19 protein-coding genes are annotated in these 21,904 nt (G+C 54.3%); 11 read left to right on the top strand and 8 right to left on the bottom strand.

The features are described from left to right. The first annotated feature begins 29 nt into the window (after positions 1–29). From SD425_RS14280 to SD425_RS14320, 9 genes are all read left to right on the top strand, one after another. Entirely contained in the window at positions 30–1,460 is a 1,431-nt protein-coding gene (locus SD425_RS14280) for an LptF/LptG family permease (protein WP_324670614.1), read from the top strand. A 188-nt stretch (positions 1,461–1,648) separates the two neighbouring features. Then, the gene (rpsO, locus tag SD425_RS14285; RefSeq protein WP_324670615.1) at positions 1,649–1,924 is read left to right on the top strand and encodes a 30S ribosomal protein S15; all 276 of its coding nucleotides are present in this window, start codon (positions 1,649–1,651) and stop codon (positions 1,922–1,924) included. 187 nt (positions 1,925–2,111) lie between these two features. After that, the gene (gene pnp, locus SD425_RS14290) at positions 2,112–4,271 is read left to right on the top strand and encodes a polyribonucleotide nucleotidyltransferase (protein ID WP_324670616.1); all 2,160 of its coding nucleotides are present in this window, start codon (positions 2,112–2,114) and stop codon (positions 4,269–4,271) included. Positions 4,272–4,386: 115 nt separating this feature from the next. Next, positions 4,387–5,250 (top strand): sigma-70 family RNA polymerase sigma factor, encoded by an 864-nt coding sequence (locus SD425_RS14295; protein WP_044513580.1) that lies wholly within the window; start codon positions 4,387–4,389, stop codon positions 5,248–5,250. A 209-nt stretch (positions 5,251–5,459) separates the two neighbouring features. Then, a complete protein-coding gene (gene trxB, locus SD425_RS14300) occupies positions 5,460–6,404 on the top strand; it encodes a thioredoxin-disulfide reductase (RefSeq protein WP_324670617.1) in 945 nt (314 codons plus the stop codon). 153 nt (positions 6,405–6,557) lie between these two features. Beyond that, the gene (locus tag SD425_RS14305; protein ID WP_324670618.1) at positions 6,558–7,631 is read left to right on the top strand and encodes a M23 family metallopeptidase; all 1,074 of its coding nucleotides are present in this window, start codon (positions 6,558–6,560) and stop codon (positions 7,629–7,631) included. An 85-nt stretch (positions 7,632–7,716) separates the two neighbouring features. Then, positions 7,717–8,442 carry a bacillithiol biosynthesis deacetylase BshB1 gene (gene bshB1 / locus SD425_RS14310; RefSeq protein WP_324670619.1) on the top strand — a complete coding sequence of 242 codons (726 nt, stop codon included), beginning with the start codon at positions 7,717–7,719 and terminating at the stop codon, positions 8,440–8,442. A gap of 277 nt (positions 8,443–8,719) precedes the next feature. Further along, positions 8,720–9,001 (top strand): hypothetical protein, encoded by a 282-nt coding sequence (locus tag SD425_RS14315; RefSeq protein ID WP_324670620.1) that lies wholly within the window; start codon positions 8,720–8,722, stop codon positions 8,999–9,001. A 17-nt stretch (positions 9,002–9,018) separates the two neighbouring features. Further along, on the top strand, positions 9,019–9,249 hold the full coding sequence (locus SD425_RS14320; protein ID WP_324670621.1) for a DUF2158 domain-containing protein: 231 nt from the start codon (positions 9,019–9,021) through the stop codon (positions 9,247–9,249). A 98-nt stretch (positions 9,250–9,347) separates the two neighbouring features. Here SD425_RS14320 and SD425_RS14325 read toward each other — a convergent pair whose 3' ends face one another. From SD425_RS14325 to mgrA, 8 genes are all read right to left on the bottom strand, one after another. Further along, positions 9,348–10,682, bottom strand: coding sequence for an NAD(P)/FAD-dependent oxidoreductase (locus SD425_RS14325; RefSeq protein ID WP_324670622.1), 1,335 nt, complete (start codon positions 10,680–10,682; stop codon positions 9,348–9,350). 326 nt (positions 10,683–11,008) lie between these two features. Next, positions 11,009–12,481: a TolC family protein gene (locus SD425_RS14330; RefSeq protein WP_324670623.1), complete on the bottom strand. Its 1,473-nt coding sequence runs from the start codon at positions 12,479–12,481 to the stop codon at positions 11,009–11,011. Positions 12,482–12,587: 106 nt separating this feature from the next. After that, positions 12,588–15,758 carry an efflux RND transporter permease subunit gene (locus tag SD425_RS14335; RefSeq protein ID WP_324670624.1) on the bottom strand — a complete coding sequence of 1,057 codons (3,171 nt, stop codon included), beginning with the start codon at positions 15,756–15,758 and terminating at the stop codon, positions 12,588–12,590. 96 nt (positions 15,759–15,854) lie between these two features. Beyond that, complete coding sequence (locus tag SD425_RS14340) at positions 15,855–17,006, bottom strand: efflux RND transporter periplasmic adaptor subunit (RefSeq protein WP_324670625.1); 1,152 nt, start codon at positions 17,004–17,006, stop codon at positions 15,855–15,857. Between the two features lie 90 nt (positions 17,007–17,096). After that, positions 17,097–17,414 carry a hypothetical protein gene (locus tag SD425_RS14345; protein ID WP_324670626.1) on the bottom strand — a complete coding sequence of 106 codons (318 nt, stop codon included), beginning with the start codon at positions 17,412–17,414 and terminating at the stop codon, positions 17,097–17,099. A gap of 162 nt (positions 17,415–17,576) precedes the next feature. Next, complete coding sequence (locus SD425_RS14350; protein WP_324670627.1) at positions 17,577–18,950, bottom strand: sensor histidine kinase; 1,374 nt, start codon at positions 18,948–18,950, stop codon at positions 17,577–17,579. 9 nt (positions 18,951–18,959) lie between these two features. Next, positions 18,960–19,637 (bottom strand): response regulator transcription factor, encoded by a 678-nt coding sequence (locus SD425_RS14355; protein WP_324670628.1) that lies wholly within the window; start codon positions 19,635–19,637, stop codon positions 18,960–18,962. A 181-nt stretch (positions 19,638–19,818) separates the two neighbouring features. After that, positions 19,819–20,808 (bottom strand): L-glyceraldehyde 3-phosphate reductase, encoded by a 990-nt coding sequence (mgrA, locus tag SD425_RS14360; protein WP_324670629.1) that lies wholly within the window; start codon positions 20,806–20,808, stop codon positions 19,819–19,821. Between the two features lie 230 nt (positions 20,809–21,038). On the opposite strand from mgrA, the gene SD425_RS14365 reads away from it, so the two are divergent. Beyond that, the gene (locus tag SD425_RS14365) at positions 21,039–21,218 is read left to right on the top strand and encodes a hypothetical protein (RefSeq protein ID WP_324670630.1); all 180 of its coding nucleotides are present in this window, start codon (positions 21,039–21,041) and stop codon (positions 21,216–21,218) included. An 18-nt stretch (positions 21,219–21,236) separates the two neighbouring features. After that, a complete protein-coding gene (locus SD425_RS14370) occupies positions 21,237–21,863 on the top strand; it encodes a sce7726 family protein (protein WP_324670631.1) in 627 nt (208 codons plus the stop codon). Positions 21,864–21,904: the final 41 nt, after the last annotated feature.

The raw sequence follows: 21,904 nt of genomic DNA on the forward strand, positions 1-21,904 counted from the left end.
CGCTTACGGGTAACGCGTGTCCGATTCTCATGAAAAAACTTGATAAGTTGATTCTAAAGGCCTTCGCTGGGCCTTTCTTTCTCACTTTCGCGGTCGTGCAGTTTATCCTGCTCACTCAATACATGCTCAAATATCTCGATGACCTAGTCGGCAAAGATCTAGGTATTGGGGTAATTGGGCAATTGCTGTTCTTTTTCAGCGTGCTGATGGTGCCTATTTCGCTGCCATTAGCGGTGCTTCTCTCCTCCCTCATGACGTATGGTCAGCTAGGTGAGCACCACGAACTGACTGCCATTAAAAGTTCAGGCATTTCGCTGACTCGCATCCTGCGGCCGGTGCTGGTTGTTAGCGTGGCACTATCAATATTTGCCTTCTGGTTTAATGATACCATCGTGCCCAAGGCAAATCTTGGTGCTTACAGTCTCCTCTGGGACGTACGTCAGCAGAAACTAGCGCTGGATATTCGGCCAGGGGTGTTCTACAATGGTATTCCGGGCTACACGATCAAAGTGAATCAGAAGCTGGGAAAGAACGGCGATATCCTGATGGGGGTTATGATCTATGACCACACGAATGGCCGGGGCAATTCTACGATGATCTTGGCCGACTCTGGGCGCATGTTCACGCGCTTTGGCGGGCAATATCTAGGCTTGGAGCTGTTCCGCGGGCAGACGTTTGTAGAACAACCCGACACCCGTGACCGCTCCGGAGCGAGCTTTATTCGCCAGGCTTTCTCGCGTAACATGATTACGTTCTCACTAGCATCTTTCGACCTAAATCGCACCAGGCAAGAGCTTTTCGCTGAGAACCGGATGATGAAAAACATTCCGCAACTGGTAAAAGCGGCTGACTCTTTACACTCCCGCTTAACGCTACAGCGACGCAGTTTGATTCAGCAGTTGAACCCTTACTATACCTACCTTCGCCTCGATACGACTGGTCAAGCTTCCAACCGACGCATTGAAAAACTGCAGGTTCCGGCAACACGGTTGCCTGCTTTGCAGGTTGGCATTGTGCAACAAGCCACTAACCGGGCTCGCAACGTGCGCTCATTTGTTGGCTCTTCGGGCGAGCAGCTCAGCAACCTAGGCAAAGACGCTAGTGGCTTTCGTATTGAGATCTTTCGCAAGTACACTCAATCAGCGGCCATTTTAGTTATGTTCCTCATTGGGGCACCACTCGGCGCTATCATTAAGAAGGGCGGTTTAGGGGTTCCTATTCTCGTCGCTATTCTGTTCTTCATTATCTACTACGTCATCTCGATTATTGGGGAAAAACAGGGTCGTGAAGGCATAATTCCGGTGGGTCTAGGTATGTGGATGGCCGACTGCATCTTGCTTCCTATCGGCCTATTTTTCCTGTACCAGGCTCGCAACGATTCAGGGTTGCTGGAAGTAGATTTCTGGCGTCGTCTTCCAGCTAAGATCCGATGGCCGTTTCGAGGGTACCAGCGAGGCTGATTTTCAACAATTGGCTTAGCCGTCAATTAGTCACTGAAGACTAAACCAGATTATAGAAATGCTGGCAGAGTGCCTTAATAAATGAGAATTGGCAACTAAAAATCTGCTATCTTTGCAGCCACCCCGAAATGCGGGGTATAAATTTTCTTTTTTCACGCTTAATCCAAGACGGGGTAACCTATCTGCCGATGAAACTCACTACCGAAGCAAAACAGGCTATTTTCGAGAAGAACAGCCTGGCTAAAACTGCCACCGATACCGGTTCGGCTGAATCGCAAATTGCACTGTTCACCCACCGTATCAATCACCTGACTGAACACCTTAAGGTGAACAAGAAGGACTTCTCGACTCGTTTGGGCCTGCTCAAGCTTGTTGGTAAGCGTCGCCGTCTGTTGGACTACCTGCAGCACCGCGAGATCAACCGCTACCGCGCCATTATCAAGGAGTTGGGCATTCGTAAGTAAGCCCACCCGCTGGAGTAGGGAGCCCTCAACCAGGGTTCCCTACTCTTTTTTTATGCAGAGTAGCCACCTTTTTTGCCTATTCTGTTGTTCTATTCTTGGAAGTAGAAATACCTAGAGTAAAACGGCGCTGCTACAAGCCCGTTTTTTTGGTTACTCGCCCGCTGTCGCTGTTTCAAGCAAACTGAAGATGCCCAATTACAACGCTATTACCAAATCTATTACCCTGCCTGACGGCCGACTTATTACTATCGAAACCGGCAAGCTAGCAAAGCAGGCCGACGGTTCGGTTGTCGTACGCCTAGGTGACGCCATGCTGCTAGCTACAGTGGTATCGCAACCTAGCCAGCGTGAGGGAGTAGATTTCCTGCCTCTTTCGGTAGACTATCAAGAAAAATTCGGCTCGGCCGGTAAGATCCCTGGTTCATTCCAGCGCCGCGAAGGTCGTCTATCAGACTACGAGATTCTTGTATCACGTTTGGTAGACCGCATTCTGCGGCCCATGTTCCCCAAAGACTATCACTACGAAGTGCAGGTGATGATTTCCCTCATTTCGGCCGATAAAGAAGTACAACCCGACGCCTTAGCAGCTCTAGCTGCTTCGGCAGCTCTATCAATATCTGACATTCCGTTTGCTGGTCCTATCTCGGAAGTACGAGTAGCTCGCATCGACGGTAAGCTGCAGATCAACCCCAAGAGCGCTGATATTGCCCGTGCCGACATTGATCTGATTGTAGGTGCTACCATCGACTCTGTAGCCATGGTAGAAGGCGAAATGAGCGAAGTAAGCGAGGAGGAGATGGTGGAAGCCATCGCTGCCGGACACGAAGCAATCAAAGACCAAATTCGCGTGCAGCAGGAACTCGCCGCGGCTGTAGAGAAAGCAGCCGTAAAGCGTGAGTACCCACAGTACGATGAGAACGACGAGCTAAAGCAGCGTATCACCGAAGGCATTTACCAAAAAGCCTACGAGATTGCCCGATCCGGCAACACTAGCAAAGAAGGCCGTAAGGCAGGCTTTAGCGAAGTAAAAAAAGCGTTCTTAGCAACTCTGCTAGAGGAGCAGCCTGAGTTGGACATGAAAATGTTCAGCCGCTACTATGGCTCAGCTGAGAAGAAAGCGATTCGTGATATGATGATCAAGGAGCGCGTGCGCTTGGATGGTCGTCAGCTTGAAGAGATCCGCCCCATCTGGAGTGAGGTAAACTACCTACCTGGTGCCCACGGCTCAGCGGTATTTACCCGTGGTGAAACACAATCTTTGACCACTGTAACCCTCGGCACCAAGCTCGATGAACAAATCATCGACTCAGCTATGTACTCGGGATACAGCAAGTTCATGCTGCACTATAACTTCCCCGCTTTCTCGACGGGTGAAGTGAAACCTAGCCGCGGACCAGGCCGTCGTGAAATTGGTCACGGCAACTTAGCTCTGCGCTCGTTGAAGAAAGTGCTTCCTGCTGAGGAAGAGAATCCTTATACCATCCGTATCGTGTCGGACATTCTCGAGTCGAACGGCTCTAGCTCGATGGCTACGGTGTGCGCCGGCTCACTGGCGTTGATGGATGCAGGTATCAAAGTAAAATCGGCAGTAGCCGGTATTGCGATGGGCCTAGTACAAGACAAAGACACCAAAGAGTATGCTGTACTCAGCGATATTCTCGGTGATGAAGACCACCTAGGTGACATGGACTTCAAGGTGACAGGTACCGAAAAAGGTATCACGGCTTGCCAGATGGACATTAAGATTCAGAATTTGTCGTTTGACATTCTGACCAAGGCGCTGCACCAAGCCCGCGCCGGCCGCTTGCATATCCTAGGTGAAATGGCCAAGACGATCAGCGGTCCTGCTGCTGATTTGAAGCCGCATACACCTCGCTCGCACAAGATGCTGATCGACAAAGAATACATTGGTGCCGTTATCGGACCTGGTGGTAAGGTCATTCAGCAAATTCAGAAAGACACGAACGCGACTGTTATCATCGAAGAGAAAGATGAGAAAGGTCACGTGAGCATCTTCGCTTCGAACCAACCCGACATGGAAGCCGCTATTGGCCGCATTCGCGCCATTGCTGCCCAGCCAGAAGTTGGCGAGACCTACAAAGGCAAGGTACGTAGCATCCAACCTTACGGTGCTTTCGTAGAAATAATGCCTGGTAAGGATGGCTTGCTGCACATTTCTGAAGTCGGTCACGAGCGCCTCAACAGCCTTGAGGGTGTGCTCGAAGTCGGTCAGGAAATTGACGTGAAGCTGCTTGACATTGACAAGAAAACCGGTAAGTACCGTCTCTCGCGGAAAGTGCTACTCCCTAAGCCGGAGCGCACAGCTGCTGACAACGGTGCTGCTTAGGTCTGCTTAGTCGAACTTTCGTGGATGCCGGTACGTTGATCCCAACTGACCGGCATCCATTAGAAGGTAGCCACATGTTTAACTTTTATCGAATTATCATTCTTTCGCGCCCGCAATGAGACAGCTTAAGATCAGCAAGCAGATCACCAACCGCGAAAGCCAATCGCTGGATAAATACTTACAGGAGATTGGCAAGGTAGACCTGCTCACTCCCGACGAGGAGGTAACGCTGGCGCAGCGTATTAAAGAAGGCGACCAACAAGCCCTGGAAAAGCTGACAAAAGCTAACCTGCGCTTTGTGGTGTCGGTAGCTAAGCAGTATCAAAACCAAGGTCTTTCGCTCGGCGACTTGATCAATGAAGGCAACTTAGGCCTGATCAAAGCAGCTAAGCGTTTTGATGAAACCCGCGGCTTTAAGTTTATTTCTTACGCCGTATGGTGGATTCGCCAGTCGATTCTGCAAGCTCTAGCCGAACAGTCGCGTATTGTGCGTCTGCCGTTGAACCGCGTAGGTTCTTTGAACAAGATTTCTAAGTCATTTTCTGAATTGGAGCAAAAATTCGAGCGGGAGCCTTCGCCCGAAGAAATTGCTGAAGTTCTGGAGTTGACAACTTCCGAAGTGGTTGACACCCTGAAGATTTCGGGCCGCCACGTATCCGTGGATGCTCCTTTCGTCCAAGGTGAAGAAAACCGTCTCCTCGACGTACTGGAGAACGAAGACGAAGAGTCACCCGACATGGGTCTGATGAACGACTCGCTTCGCAAGGAAGTACAACGGGCGCTTTCCACACTTACGAAGCGTGAGGCCGACGTTATTACCCTGTACTTCGGTCTGAACGGTGAGCACTCGCTCACGCTGGAAGAAATCGGCGAAAAATTCAACCTAACGCGCGAACGGGTACGCCAGATTAAAGAGAAGGCCATCCGTCGCTTGCGCCACACTTCGCGTTCTAAAGCGCTGAAGCCCTACTTGGGATAAGCGAAGTACTTATCCAATTTTAAAAACCCCAGCCCAGCCGTTGGGGTTTTTTATTGCCAAACGGTTCCCCCCTTCTTCGGACACTTCGTCAGTTACTAGCCTAGGCATAGTTACTGCTTTGTACCCGTAAGGAATCGATTTCCACGCCACTACTTGCTGGCGCTTACCTTTGCACCCTTATTCAAAAGCAATTCTGCTTTTACCAAGCAATGGAGACTACCCCTGAACACATCAAGTGTCTAATTATTGGCTCGGGCCCAGCCGGTTACACAGCGGCCATTTACGCAGCACGTGCTAACATGCAGCCCGTTATGTACCAGGGCTTGCAGCCTGGCGGGCAGTTGACCATCACCAACGACGTTGAAAATTTTCCGGGTTATCCGACCGGTGTGATGGGCCCGGAAATGATGGAAGACTTAAAGAAGCAAGCCGAACGCTTCGGCACTGATATTCGCTACGGACTTGCTACAGCGGTTGACTTTTCAGGACATCCGCACAAAGTAATTATCGACGAACGCAAGGAAATCACCGCAGATACCGTCATTATTGCCACTGGCGCCTCAGCCAAATGGCTAGGTCTAGAGTCGGAGGCGCGGCTGAATGGCTCGGGTGTATCGGCGTGTGCCGTGTGCGACGGCTTCTTCTACCGCGGACAAGAGGTGGCTATTGTAGGTGCCGGCGACACGGCAGCAGAAGAAGCCACTTACCTAGCTAATCTGTGCGAGAAAGTGTACATGATTGTGCGCAAAGGTGAAATGCGGGCCTCGAAGATTATGCAGAAGCGCGTGGTCGAAAACCCTAAGATTGAGGTATTGTGGAATAGCGTGACAGACGAAATTCTGGGTGAGCACGCGGTAGAAGCCGTACGGGTCAAGAATACGTTGACGCACGAAGCCCGTGAAATTCCGGTGAAAGGTTTCTTTGTGGCAATTGGGCACGAACCTAACTCTACCATCTTCCAGCCTTACTTGCACCACGACGAGCAAGGATACCTGAAAACTATTCCCGGTTCGGCTAAAACGAACGTTGATGGCGTGTTTGCCTGCGGCGACGTGCAGGATTATACCTACCGTCAGGCCGTAACCGCGGCCGGTTCGGGCTGCATGGCGGCGCTAGATGCTGAGCGCTTCCTAGCTGCTCTTGGCGAACACTAGAAAGAGCCTGGGTGAGGGAAGAGCTGAGTGGATGCTTTTTAGCAGTACTCAGCTCTTTCCTTATTCACTTTCTTTTTACTCAGTTTCCTGACTATTCAATTACTCTTTTTGCCCTTGCTAGATTCGTTGAAATATGGGCTATTTCTGTTGCTAATGGGGCTATTGCTAGCGCCTCAGCACGTGGATGCCCAGCGTCGCAAAGCTACAGAACCGAAAGCCAAGGCTGGTGCAGCAGGCAAGCGCTCCGATTTTTTCCGCATTAAGTCGCCTTCTATCCGTTACGTACGGCCTGACACGACTATCTTAATAGAAACGCAGGATCTGCCCGATGACAACTCCGATGCGGCAAAGTCCATCTTCTTTAATCCAGCGAAGAAGTTATCCATTGTAAGCGAGGATACCTCAACGCTCAACGAAGGAGGACAGCACATTGTGGAAATGTCGGACGAGGTGCTCATCGACAGTTCTTGGATCAAAGTAGCCGGCTACTACGCCATTTGGGATACCCATAATATCAATCCCTACCGAGTAGATGGGCGCCGCATTCGCGATACGCTGACGCTTCACCTAACAGACCCTCCGCGACAGCGCTACGCCCGGATGCCCCTTAACACTACTCCTACTACATCGGGGTTTGGCTTTCGTGGCTACCGCTGGCACTACGGCACCGATCTAGACCTAGAAACTGGCGACTCCGTGCGGGCGGCCTTCGATGGGGTCGTGCGCATTTCAAAGTGGGATGGATCAGGCTATGGTAACTACTTGCTTGTGCGGCACTACAACGGCATTGAGACGCTGTATGGCCATTTAAGTAAGCCTCTCGTAACGCCCGGCACCTTTGTGAAAGCGGGGCAAGTTATTGGCCTAGGTGGCAATACAGGGCGTAGTACCGGGTCGCACTTGCACTTCGAGGTACGCTACGAAGGCAACCCGATCAACCCGACCGAGATGTACGATTTTCCGGAGTACAAGCTTTGGAAAGACAACTTTCTGATCACGTCGTCGCTCTTCAATTATTATAGTCGCGCACTACGCAGCCGCTCAAGTGGCCGTAGTAGCTCGGCTGCTCGGCCTTCGGCAGCACGGCGCACAGTTACGCACCGTATCCGGAGCGGCGACACGCTGTCGGAAATAGCGGAACGCTATGGCGTATCAGTCAGCAAGATCAAGCAATTGAACAAGGGCACTTCCACCCTACGCCCAGGCCGCACCTTACGGATTAAATAGAAATAGCTCAGTAGTTAAACGTTGAACGGCGGTTTCCCAATTCAGTAGCTGTCAGCCTTTAACTATTCAGCCATATGAACCTTCCATGAAACTTGATATTCTGGCTATTGCTTCCCACCCCGACGATGCGGAGCTAGGCTGCGTTGGAACCTTGCTAAGTGCTGCTGCACAGGGCAAAAAGATCGGGATTGTTGATCTGACACGGGGAGAGCTAGGTACGCGAGGTACGCCCGAAATACGGGCCGAAGAAGCGGCTGATTCGGCTAAAATTCTGGGCCTCCATGCCCGTGAGAACCTAGGTTTGCCGGATGGTTTCTTTCGCAATGACCGGGAGCATCAGCTGCCTATCATTGCTGCGGTGCGCCGCTACCAACCTGAGATTGTCTTGCTGAACGCAATGCATGACCGGCACCCTGACCACGGCCGGGGCTCTGTGCTAGCGTCGGAAGCTTGCTTTCTAGCTGGTTTACGTATGATCGAAACTTTGGACGCGGACGGGCAGCCTCAAACGGCTTGGCGCCCTAAACAAGTATACCATTACATCCAAGACCGCCAAATTGCGCCCGACTTTGTGGTCGATATCACCCCACACTGGGAAACTAAGCTAGCTTCCATCCGGGCTTTCCGCACCCAGTTTCACGACCCCGAAAGCACCAGCCGTGAGCCGCAGACCTATATTTCTGGGGCCAATTTCTTTAACTTTTTGGAAGCTCGCGCACGTGAGATGGGCCACATCATCGGAGTAGATTTTGGCGAAGGATTCACCGCGGAGCGCGCCTTGGGGGTGCGTGATTTGAGCACTTTGCTCTAGCGCCTGAGTTCGAAGTAGAACGCAACGACTCCGCCGTGAGGATACCACCAAGTTGGTATCCTCACGGCGGAGTCGTTGCGTTTAGCTCGTAACCAGGAGGGCTTTTAGACATTTTTAGCTAGACTAGGTACGCTGGTGAACGTCGACTCCACTCTGGTATAAATACACCTATCGATGCCCCTATGGGAACCTGGTGTTCAACTTAAAGGGCCGCTTATCGAACTCTATGCTCCTTTCCGCGTAGGATTTTGCTACCTACTGTCCTTACCTAGCATTTATGAAAACGTTTTTCTTGCTCGCCACATTGCTAGTTTGTGCTTCCCTCGCGCACGCGCAAACAACACCAGCAACTACGTCTTCTTCCACCAACTCCGCGTCGACTTCCACCTCGGTGTCAGGTACTAAGAACGTACGTACTGACCGGGCTGACTCGCCAAAAGCGCCTGGTATCGAAGCTCAGACGACAACGCCCACTACCACGTCTAAGAGCACAGCCACCAAGGCTTCTTCTACCAAGACGACGGACAAGCGCAAGGCTACTTCAGCTACGAAACAATAACTTTTAACGAGAACCTGATGCCACTATTCAAAACAGGTGATGTCGTACATCTTGCCTCGGGCGGACCTAGCATGACGGTTATTACCGCCGACCAAGAGGTTGTACACTGCACGTACTTTGATCAGGAAGGAAACCTGTACGGCAACCCCGACGGAATTCCTTTTCAGTCAGAGCTCTTGCGCGCAGGTAATGCGCCCACTCCTGACGAGAACGAGGAGCGGGAAAATAGCAAGTTCGGCTACGCCTAGGTGTGCCTTTAGCAACCTATCACCTTACCTAGCTTAACATAAGATGGCCCCACCAGTACGCGACTGATGGGGCCATATTGTTTGCGGTAGTAGGTGGACTATTTACCTGCGCTTTGCAGTTCCACCACTTCTTTGGCGTCGTGGCGCACTAAAGGCCGAATAATAATGCGTGTGCCCCGCTCATACGTAAAGAGACGGTATACCCAGTTGCTCAGCACGATCAGCTTGCTCCGGAAACCAATGAGGTAGTAGATGTGCACGAACAGCCAAGCCACCCAGGCAATGAAACCACCTAGGCTCTTATTGCCGGGCAAGTCGGCGACGGCACGGGCGCGGCCAACAATAGCAAGCGAACCTTTGTCGAAGTAATCGAAGTCCTTCCACGCCTCGCCTTTACGCTGGCGCACAAGGTTTTTGGCGAGGTGCGCTCCTTGCTGCAACGCGGGTTGGGCTACCTGCGGGTGACCCTTAGGCCACTTATCCGTTTTCATCACGGCAATGTCGCCAATGGCGAAAATATCCTCGAAGCCCGCTATTTGGTTGTAAGTATTAACCAGGTAACGGCCGCGCTCCACGGAGCTAGCAGGCATGCCTTCAATAGTAGCTCCCGTTACCCCAGCCGCCCATACGAGCGTTTGGGTCGGAATCTGCTCCCCATCTTTGAAGGTAACGACCTCCCCGTCGTAAGAAGCTACCAGCTTGTTGAGCTTGATGTTTACCCCTAGCTTCTCTAGATCTTGGTGGGCGCGCTTGCTAGAAGCAGGTGACAGCGGCGGCAGCACCCGGTCGAGGCCATCGACCAGGTAAATGTTCATCTCGCTAAAATCCAGCCCCGGATAGTCCTTGGGCAGAATGTGCTGACGCATTTCGGCCAACGAACCCGCGAGTTCTACGCCTGTCGGACCAGCACCCGCAATAACAACATTAAGCAGGCCTTGGCGCGTTTGCTTGTCGCGCGTCATGCTTGCTTGTTCAAACGATTGGAGCAACTGGCTCCGCAGGTTTACGGCATCCGAGAGTTGCTTGAGCGGAAAGGATTTCTGCTCAATCTGCTTGTTGCCGAAGTAGTTCGATTGAGTACCAGTAGCAATTACCAAGTAATCGTACTTGATATCGCCGATTAGCGTGTTCACCGTTTTGGTAACCGGGTCGATGTTGGTGACACGTACGAAACGGAAATGAAAATCCTTGCGGTCATCAAATAGCTTACGAATCGGTTCGGCAATCGACTCGGGCTCCAAGCCGGCGGTGGCTACTTGGTAGAGCAGCGGCCAGAACCCATAATAGTTCTGCTTGCTGAGCATTACCACCTGAAAATCTTGTTCCGGCAAATACTTCACGAGGTTCACGCCCCCGAAGCCACCACCAATCACCACAACCCGTGGTTTGGTAGTATCCGGAATATTCAGCGAAAGTTTGTTCATTTCCAGCATAAGCAGCAGGCATCAGCGTCAAGCCAGGCAGCGAATTCTCGCTGCCACCACCCTAGAGGGCGGAAATCTGGCTTTTCAGGTTAGGTAAAAATTGAGAAGGCGCGAAATTAGTTACGGAATTGATGGAACGAGCCTTTATCCAAAATACCCCTACGTTTTTTAGGGGGGATTAGGTTAGGATACTATGTAAATCAAATTACCCCAGCTCAGCAGTAAGCCTAATTTCTTCGGAGCCATTGCTTTTCACAAAATTGCCAGCGTAACACAGGCTTAAGTTAAGCAACTGCGTCACGCTGGCATAAGAACAAACCAACAGGTGATTTTGATTACATCGGTAGCGATTCTGTACTACCTCCACCTAGGGCACGGTAGAGGTCAATGAGCAACAGAAACTGCTCGCGGCGGGTATTCGTCAAGTTAAGCTCGGCTTCCAGCACACTACGCTGGGCCGTAATTACTTCCAGGTAGGAAGCATAGCTAGCGCCGTAGAGGTCATTGGAGATCTCCACCGCTTTGTTCAGCGCTAGTACCTCCTGCTCTTGGAGCTCGTGCATGCGTTGGTAATTGTCGATGCCCTTTAGGCTCGTCACTACTTCCTGAAAACCCGTTTGAATGGCTTTCTGGTAGTTATAGTAGGCTTCGCGTTGCTCAGCGGCCGAACGGCGGTAGTCAGCTTTAATGACGTTACGATTCAGAATTGGTCCTGCCAAACCGCCTAGCAAGCCATACGCCAGCGAGGCGGGGGTGTTGAATAGCACCGAGGCATTGTAAGAATTCAACCCTAGGTAAGGCGTAAGCGTGAGCGATGGCAAGAACGCGGCGCGGGCCGCATCTACGTCGGCGCGGGCCGCTAGTAGCTCCCGCTCGGCCTGCTGCACATCGGGGCGGTGCAACAACATGGCGGCTGGAATACCCGCCGTTACTTGCTGCGGCAAAGGTTGTTGGCCGATGGGCTGACCTCGCGTAATCGTCTGTGGGTAGCGACCAAGCAGGCGGTTCAGCTCATTTTCGGTCGCCACGATGCGTTGCTGCGCTTCCACCTGTAGGCTGCGTGTGCGCAGCAACTGCGCCGTGAACTGCTGCACAGCTAGCTCCGTGGCCCGCCCACCTAGCTTCTGAATTTTGATAATTTCGACGGCCCGTTCCTGCAAGGCCCGGTTTTTACCGAGTACGACCAACTCATTGTCCAAGGCGAGCAGGCTATAGTAGAGCCGCGCAACTTGGGCCACTAACGACGTTTGTACGAGTTGGCGGCCTTTGTCGGAAGCTAGCAAGCGCGCAACGGCAGCTTTGCGCCGGTTACGCAGTTTACCCCACAAGTCGATTTCCCAGGAGCTCCGCAGACCCAGGAAGAACTCAGGCGTGGGCGTCGGAATGCGTTGCTTGCCTTCAATATTGTTGGAAAGATTGGTGTCGTAGTTGCCGATGCCGTTCATAGTATAATCAGCAAACCGGTCGACGCCGGCCGAACCAACGGCATTGACAGTGGGCAGCAAGGCCCCGCGGGCCACCAGCACATTGGCGCGGGCCATTTCGACGCGCTGTATCGCAATACCTAGGTCGGGGTTGGCTTGCAGGGCCGAATCGATCAGGCTCACCAAGTTCGGATCGGCGAAAAACCGGCGCCACGGTTGATCGGCTATGCTGGAGGAGTCGGAAGCGCTGCTGACGAAGGTCGCAGGTACAGGCGCTGCTCGCGGGAGCGTCACAGGCTCGACTGAACGGCAGCTGCTTACCAGTAATAAACCCGCCACGGCGGGCAGCAAATGACGACGTACTTGGATGATTACCCTATTCATATCTGATTCAATACAGTTCTAAAAGCTAGGTCAGCGGCTTGTCCATTGTGGTCGGAGGACTAAGCGCCGCCGAACCAGAGCAGATGACCAGTTTCCTTGCTATTCGTTAAGCCGTGGCGTGTACCGGTTCGTGGGTTTCGACTTCAGCTAGCTCTTCTTTAGCCTTCTCCTTCTTGTTGGAGCGCGAGAACAGCACGTAGAGCCCGGGAATGAGCACCACCCCGAACAGCGTCCCGATGAACATACCCCCCGCCGCGGCCGTCCCGATGGAACGGTTGCCGAGAGCACCGGCGCCGGTAGCAATGGTCAGCGGAATCAGACCGGCGATGAAGGCAAACGAGGTCATCAGGATGGGGCGCAGACGCGAGTAGCCGCCTTGTACCGCTGCTTCGAGCGCCGAGAGGCCTTCTTCTTTGCGCTTGAGCACCGCAAACTCAATGATGAGGATGGCGTTCTTACCGAGCAAACCAATCAGCATGACCAGCGACACCTGGGCGTAGATGTTGTTTTCCAGACCTAGCAACTTCAGGAACAGGAAGGCGCCGAAAATACCGGTCGGTAAGCTCAGGATAACGGGCAGCGGCAGCAGGAAGCTTTCGTACTGGGCGGCCAGCAGCAGGTACACGAACAGCAGCACCACGGCAAACACGTAGAGTGCTTGGTCGCCGGAGAGCACCTGCTCGCGCGTCATGCCTGACCACTCGAAGCTGTAGCCGCGGGGTAGCTCTTTGGCCGCCACTTGCTGCACCGTGTTAATCACGTCGCCGGAACTGAAGCCGGGGGCCGCGTCGCCGTTGAGCATGGCCGAGGTGTACATATTGTAGCGGGTGAGCTGCTCGGGGCCGTACACGCGCTCCAGGCGCACAAACGTCGAGAAAGGCACCATCTCGCCGCGGTCGTTTTTCACGTACATTTTCAGCACGTCTTCAGGCTTGGTGCGGAAGTTAGGCGCTGCTTGTACCATCACCTTGTACATCTGGCCGAAGCGGATGAAGTTGGAGGCGTAAAAAGAGCCCATCAGCGTTTGCAGCGTGCTCATGGCCTTGTCTACCGTCACGCCTTTCTTGGCCGCTTGGTCCTGATCGACGTGGATCATGTACTGCGGAAAGCTAGGATCGAAGCTGGTGAAGGCGCTACCAATGGCTGGCGTCTTGCTCAAGGCTTCGATAAAGCGGTTCGATACTTCGGCCGTCTGCTGCAAGTCGCCACGCCCGGTGCGGTCGAGCAAGCGCAGCTCGAAGCCGCTGGAGTTACCGAAACCGGGTACGGTAGGCGGCGGGAAGAACTGAATGTCAGCGTCCGTGATGCCCTTTGTTTTTTCTTCCAGCTGGGTAATGAGGTCCGTTACTGATTCCTCGCGGTCATCCCACGCCTTCAGGTTGATCATACCCATGCCATAGGAAGCACCCGCTACTTCGTTGGTCAGGCTGTAGCCCGCTAGCGTCGACACCGATTCTACCGGACCTAGCTGCTTCGCGATGTCGTTGATCTGGTCGAGCACCCGCTCTGTGCGTTCCACGGTGGCACCGGGCGGCGTGGTCACGTTCACGTAGATCATGCCTTGGTCCTCCGTTGGGATGAAGCCTGTGGGCAGGATGGTGGTCATGCCGTAGGTAGCAGCGAAGAAGAAGATCAATAAACCGATGGTCACGAGGCGGCGGTTGGCAATAACGCGCACCAGGCGTTGGTAGCCGCTTGCCAGCGACTCGTAGCGGCGGTTGAAGCCAGCAAAGAAGCGGCCTACCACACCTTGCTTTTGCTCGCCTTCGTGCACGGGCTTCAGCAGCAAGGCGCACAGAGCCGGCGTGAGCGTGAGAGCGTTAACCCCCGAAATGACAATGGAAATAGCTAGGGTCAGGGAGAACTGGCGGTAGAAAACGCCGACTGGACCTTCCATAAAGGACACCGGCACAAACACTGCCGACATCACCAGCGTGATGGCTACGATAGCACCGCCGATTTCGCCCATGGCTTCAAGCGTCGCGTCCATGGCGGAAAGGTGCTTTTCGTGCATTTTGGCGTGCACGGCTTCTACCACCACAATGGCGTTATCGACCACGATACCAATGGCGAGCACCAAGGCAAACAGCGTGAGCAGGTTGATGCTAAAACCTAGCAGCTGCATGAAGAACAACGTACCGATAAGCGCTACCGGCACCGCAAGGGCTGGAATTAGCGTCGAACGCCAGTCCTGCAAGAACAGGTACACCACGATGAACACCAGCACGAAAGCTTCGAGCAAGGTGCGCAATACCTCGTGGATAGAAGCATCGAGGAAGCGCGACACGTCATAAGACACGTTATAGGTCATGCCAGGCGGAAACGAGGTTTGCTTCAGCTCGGCCATGCGGGTCTTCACGTTCTTGATAACGTCGGAGGCATTAGAGCCCGGGCGCTGCTTCAGCATGATGGCCGCCGAGGGCTTCCCATTGATCTTCGACACCATGCCGTAGCTCAGCACGCCGAATTCTACCTTGGCGATGTCTTTCAGGCGCAGCACTGAGCCGTCGGGGTTGGCGCGCACCACAATGCTTTCGTATTGCTTGGGCTCAAACAGCTTGCCCGTGTAGCGCAGCACGTACTGCAACACCTGCGCCGCCTGACCCGAGCTTTCGCCCGATTTACCCGGCGCCGCTTCCACGTTTTGGTTACGAATAGCCTCCACAATCTCATCGGCCGATACGTTATAGGCCACCATGCGGTCGGGCTGAAGCCATACGCGCATGGAGTACTCACGCTGCCCCATGATTTCGGCGAAACCCACCCCATCAATACGCTTGAGCTCTTGCAACACGTTGATATCGGCGAAGTTGTAGATGAACTTCTCCCCTACTTTTGGGTCGTCGCTCATCACGTTGAGGTAGAGCAGCATACTGTTTACCTCCTTCTCCGTACTCACGCCCGCCTTGATAACTTCTTCGGGTAGTTCGTCAATCACCGTCTGCACGCGGTTCTGCACGTTCACGGCAGCTAGGTCAGGGTCAGTACCAACTTGGAAGAAGATGGTAATAAGCGTGATACCGCTGTTACTGGAAACCGACGACAAGTAGGTCATGCCGGGTACGCCGTTGATGGCGCGTTCCAGCGGCGTGGCCACGGCCTTGGCGCACACCTCGGCGTTGGCACCGGTGTAGCGCGCCGTTACGGTTACCGAGGGCGGCACGATATCGGGGAATTGCGTGATGGGCAGAGACACCAACGCCAGCAGCCCTAAAAAGGTGATGAACAGCGAGATGACCAGCGAAAGCACTGGTCGGCGAATGAATAGACTGAGCATAGGATATGTGGATAGACGCGCAGGCGCCAGAGCGTTGAATCGTAAGAATGAGCTGCCCGACCTAGCTTCCGTGCGTGCTAGGTCAGGCTACAAGTACTACCGGGCATCAGCCATCAGCTCGTCCATAGCCACGAATCGTGGCTGGATCTTGGTGCCTTCCCGCAGGTCCTGCACCCCTTCGTACACGATTTTCTGCCCGGGCTTCAGGCCGCTTTTCACCACGTAGTAGTCCGAAAGGCGTGTTTGAGGAATGAAGGCTTGCATCTTCACTTTGTTGGCTTCATCGACCACGAAGACGTAGTTTTTATCCTGAATCTCGAACACAGCTTTCTGGGGCACGAGCACCACGTTGTGGATGGGGTTCGTCAGGCGCACGCGGCCGGTGGCGCCGTGCTTGAGCAGCTTTTCGGGGTTCGGGAATTGTGCCCGAAAAGCAATGGAGCCGGTGTTTTCCTCGAATTCGTTTTCCTGGGTTTGGATCTTGCCGGGGTACGCATAGGGTGTGCCATCGGCTAGCAGCAGTGTTACTTCGCTATCACCCGGCCGGGCTTTGTTCTGCTGGCGGGTCTTGGCGTATTCTAGGTACTCGTTTTCTGCTACGTTGAAGTAAGCGTACACGGCACTGGGGTCCGAAACGGTGGTGAGCAGCGTGCCATCGGCTATCAGGCTACCGGCTTTCAGCGGAATCCGGTCCACAAGGCCGTCGAAAGGTGCCCGTACCAAGGTGTACGATAGGTTCAGGGCCGCCGTGTTGCGCAAGGACTGCGCCTCGGCAATACCCGCCTGCGCCGCCTTCAGCTTCGACTGCGCCACGGCTAGCTCGCTGGGTGAGATGATGTCCTTCTCCACCAGCATCTTCACCCGATCGAGCTCTAGCTGAATCACCCGGGCTTGGGCTTGGGCGTTGTTATAAGCCGCCTGGGCCTTGGCTACTTGCGAGCGAAACTCAGCGTCGTTGATGCGAAAGAGCGGCTGTCCTTTCTTCACCGGGCGCCCTTCATCTACATAAATCTGCTCCAAAAAGCCAGCGACCCGGGCGCGTAGCTCCACGTTGCGTACTGATTGAATATCAGCCACATAGTCGTGGTGCAAGACCGTGTCCTGCGACGCCAGCTCCGTGACGGGCAATACTGGTGCAGACGGAGCTTTCTGGGTGTCGGCTTGGCTTTTCTCACCGCAGCCAGCCAGCGAGATACCGAGGAGAGAAACAACAACCCAGGCAAACTGGGTAAGGCGAGTAGCGGGCATAAGAAGTTTAGAATGAAGGCTCATAGCACGTGCATCAAGCAGGCTACCGTAAGATTTAGATAGTTCAGAAGTATTCGGCGGCACCTAGCTTCACTCCGAAGACACGAGCAAGTCGGAGGCGGCAGTGCGGAGCCGGTCGGGGCTAGTTTGGGCTCTTAGGCTATCCGTGCGCAGGTGGTCGGCTTGACAACGGGCTAGCATTGTGCGCGTTAGGCGCAGCTCCTCTGCCATCGTCGACTGATCATCATCGTCAGCTTCGTCATCGTCTTCCTCTTGCCACGTGGCTAATCCTTTCGGCAGCACATCTTTGTACTGCAAGGCAACTAGGTAGCAGTTGAAGCCAGTGGAGAGCAAGAGAGCACCGATCAGCAGCCAAATCAGCACCGAATAGCGGTTGTCTATTTGCATCAATTCACGGGTTGGTGTGCTGCAAAGGACTTACGACAACATTAGAACGGTCTGAGAAGGACATTAGAAAACATTAAAAAAGCACCAGGGGCTAGCCCTCGGAAGAGCTAGCCCCTGGTGCTGACCAAGAAGCGGATAACGTACGTGGAGAGCAGCGTTCCGCTACTTGGCCTCGGCCGCTGGCAACCGCACTGTGGCGGTAGTGCCCTTGCCCGGCGCCGATTCGAGGAGCAATTGTCCGGCGTGTAGCTGCACAATCTTGCGGGTAATGGGCAGACCTAGGCCGTAGCCGAGAGTGTGCTTGCCGTTTTCGCCACGGTAAAGGGGTTCGAACACGCGCCGCAGCTCTTCCTCGCTCATCCCGAGGCCAGCGTCTGCAATCTGAAGTTGTAGCTCCTGCGGCGTACGATACCCTAGCGTTACCCGAACGTCGGTTTGGGAATACTTGCACGCATTATCGAGCAGGTTGAGCACAGCCGTGGTGAGCAGCTGGGCGTTGCCAAGCACCATAAACATGTCCTCCACCGACTCGGGCAAAAACCCAAAGTCCAGCCGTAGCGGGTGCTGCGGGTACTTTGTGGAGCAAGCCGCAATAGCTTGGGTGACGCACTCATCCAAGCGCACGGGCAGGCGCCGAAACGAGGTATCGTCGGCTTTGGCCAGGGCTAGTAGTCCATTCGTCAGCGCAATGACGTGGCGAATTTCCTCAATTGCCGAATTGATGCTTTGCTTGGCATCGGCTAGGTCGGTATCGTAGGCGGCAGAGGTTTCCAGGGTGCCGAGCAGGTTGGCTAGGGGTGTGCGCAGCTCGTGCGAGGCGTGCGACAAAAAACTCTTCTGCGACTCAAAAGCTAGCTCTAAGCCGCTGAGCATCTGGTTGAAGGTAATGGCCAAGCGCGCTATTTCGTCCCGCTGGTTGCCCTCGTGCACGCGCAAGCTCAAGTTACTAGCCGTGATGCCCTCCACTTCCGTTACGATGCGCGAAATCGGCTGCAACGACTGTTCCACGAAGTACCAGCCGGCCAGAATGATGAGCACCAGCGTACCTAGGTTGCCCACCAGCAAGATTAGGCGCAGCTTCTCAAACTCGCGCATGCCGAACTCATCGCGCCCCGCTACAAAGATCTGGTACGTCCGTCCTTGGTGGCGGTAATGGATTCCAACCGTTTCCAAGGCGCCCTGCCGGAAGCTCACGAGCTTTTCCTTTCCAATTCGGGCAAAATAAGCGGCATCGGATGCTGATTTACTGGCCGCCGCTGTCGAGTAAAGCATTCGGCCGTCCTGATCATAGATGCTGATGCGCTCGTCGTGCATCGTCAGCAGATCCTTGCGGTGGAAGCTGCGTAGCTTACTCTCTTGCAGATTGCCCCGCCGAATCAGGATGCTGCCTATCAAAGCGGCTTTTGCCTCCAGCCGGTGATAGTAGCGTTGTTCCCGCGACAAGGCGCTGTAGTAATACACAAACGCAGACAGGCACAGCTGAATAGCCACCACCAGCAACGTAAACCGCAGAATCAGCTTGTTACGAATCAGCATCGGCCTAGCTTATCCTTCGCGCATCACGTAGCCCATACCTACCACGGTATGAATCAGCTTGGTATCGTAGCCTTTGTCGAGCTTTTTGCGCAAGTAGCTCACGTACACGTCGATGACATTGGTGTTGGTATCGAAGTTCAGCTCCCACACCTTCTCGGCAATATCTACCCGTGAGATGACCTTGCCGCGGTTCAGCAGCAAGTATTCGAGCAGGGAGTACTCTTTGGTCGTCAGGTCGATGCGCTGCCCGCCACGGGTTACCACCTTAGACTCTAGGTTCAGTTCTAGGTCAGCGATGCGCAGCATGCGCTTCACCCCAGCCGCGTCGGAGCTACGCTTGAGCAGCACGCGCACGCGCAGCAGCAGTTCCTTGAATTCGAAGGGCTTAACCAAGTAGTCGTCGGTGCCAGCCTCGAAGCCCGTTACTTTATCGTCGAGGCTGTCGAGGGCGGTGAGCAGCAGCACGGGCACCAACGGGTCGTCGGCGCGGATCTGCCGGCACAGCTCAAACCCATTGACGTAGGGCAAGTTCACGTCGAGAATAATCACCTCGTAGCTATTCTGGCGCAGCAGCGATTGACCCATGCGCCCGTCGTAGGCTACTTCTATTTCATAGCCTTCGTTTTCGAACCCCTTCTTAATGAAAGACGCAAGCTTCGGCTCATCTTCAACCAATAACAATTTCATATTTGACCTCCGGTGATGCCTTTGTGTACGGTAGAGGCTCGTACTTGTGTCTCGTCGTTGACCGATTACGTGAATGAAATAGAGACGCCCTAAGGTCAGGGTAGCGCGGAAACTCGCTCCGCGCTACCCTGTACTTTTTCGGTTGTTCTACGCTGATAACCAGATAGACACCACTACACGACTACCCCAAAATCTCGTTGATCTTTGCTAGCTCCTCGGGGCTGAACTGCGTGTTGTCGAGGCAGCGCAGCGAGTCGGCAAGCTGCTCGGGCTTGCTAGCCCCGATCAGCACCGAGGTCACGCGCTCATCTTTCAGTATCCAGGCCAAGGCCATCTGAGCGAGACTTTGACCGCGGGTTTGGGCAACGTCGTTCAGGCGTTGAATCTGCGACAGGCGCTCTGGGGTTAGCTGCTTCTCGGGCAACGAACCTAGGTTTTTCGCTACGCGCGAGTCATTCGGGATGCCACCCAAGTATTTGTTGGTGAGCATGCCCTGAGCCAGTGGGGAGAACGGAATACAGCCCACACCCTCCTGCCCCACTAAGTCGAGCAGGCCATCTTCCACCCACCGCTCAAACATCGAGTACTTGGGCTGGTGGATAAGACACGGGGTACCTAGCTCCCGCAAGATGCGGAAGGCTTCGGCCGCTTCTTTAGGGCGGTAGTTGGAGATGCCCACGTACAAGGCCTTGCCCTGACGCACGATCAGGTCGAGGGCGCCCATGGTTTCTTCCAGTGGCGTCTCCGGATCGGGGCGGTGATGGTAGAAGATATCGACGTACTCTAGCCCCATGCGCTTGAGGCTTTGGTCGAGGCTGCTGACCAAGTACTTCTTCGAGCCCCAGTCACCGTACGGACCTTCCCACATGGTATAGCCCGCTTTGCTGGAGATAATTAGCTCATCGCGATGGGCGCGAAACTCTTCTTTCAGCACCTTACCAAAGGTTTCCTCCGCCGAGCCCGGCGAGGGGCCATAGTTATTCGCTAGGTCGAAGTGCGTGATGCCGCTGTCGAAGGCCAAGGTGAGAATACGGCGCGAGTTGGCTAGCACGTCCACGTCGCCAAAGTTCTGCCAGAGCCCCAGCGAAACGGCAGGTAACTTCAGGCCACTGCGACCGCAGCGGCGGTATTCCATGTTTTGGTAGCGGGCGGGATTCGCGAGGTACGTCATGAGGGAATGTGGTTAGAAAGATGCTTTCTGGTCCGAGGCTAGGGCGTCGGACCGGTTGTCGGCTGTGCGTGTTTGGAAAAACTAGGCGGATAAATCTGGCGGTAAGATAAGGTGACTTGCCAGATTCAGAAGCGCCTGCCTTGTTTGTTAGGCCTGAGCACCGTTACTACTACCGCCTATTGCTTATTTTTGATGTCCTAGCTTTCCATTTCCAAACACATTCCATTCGTATGAGCCTGTTTGATACGTTTGCGCATCTGTCTTCCGGCAACAAGATTCTGGAGGCCGAAGAAATTCTTAAGAAGCTGGAGGCCACCGAGCTAACGCCCGAGCAGCTCTCCTTAGTAACGCGCCTGCACGAGCTGTTGCGACAGCTCGACAGCAATAACACGATGGGCTTATTTTTGTAAGCAACGGCCGCTGGGCTTATGAACGATCCTGAAATTCGTGCGCTACTTTACCCGCTGCTGCAAGACGGCGTGTACGTAGATGAGCTGCCCACCGGCACCACCCGCGCCGACGTGGTGCACATTACGCCCACGTTTATGCACTGCTACGAGGTGAAGGGCGACGCGGACACGCTCAAGCGGGTGCTGCCGCAGCTCAAATGCTACGGCGTGGTCTACGACTTGGTCACGTTCGTGGTAACGGAAAGACACGTGGAGAAGCTGCTGCCCATGCTGCCAGCCTGGGTCGGGGTGATGGTCGCGTCGGCGGAGGGCGTACGTACGCATCGGCCTGCTTTGTACAATTCGGCGGTCGAGCGGGCGCACTTAGCAGGCTTGCTCCTGCGCGAAGAGGTGCAGCAATACCTCATGACCCTAGGCCTGAAGGGCGCCAGCCAGCTAAGGCGGCGGGAACTGGTCCGCATCCTAGCCCAAACGCATTCAATCCCGCTTTCGGGCTTAGCGCAATTTGTACGCGAACGACTCATTGCCCGCATGCCTCAGCGCCTCCAGAACCGCGCCGAACGCAAGGCAGAGCGCCAACGAATAGCAGCCCGTCGGCGCAAACGCAAGAAGCACAAAGCGGCAGCTGCTGTCAAACAGCGCTAGAAACTACTGTTACCCTGCTAGCATCGTAGGTATCTGATTAT

The sequence above is a fragment of the Hymenobacter sp. GOD-10R genome (genome assembly GCF_035609205.1).
In the GTDB taxonomy this organism is placed as follows: Bacteria; Bacteroidota; Bacteroidia; order Cytophagales; family Hymenobacteraceae; genus Hymenobacter.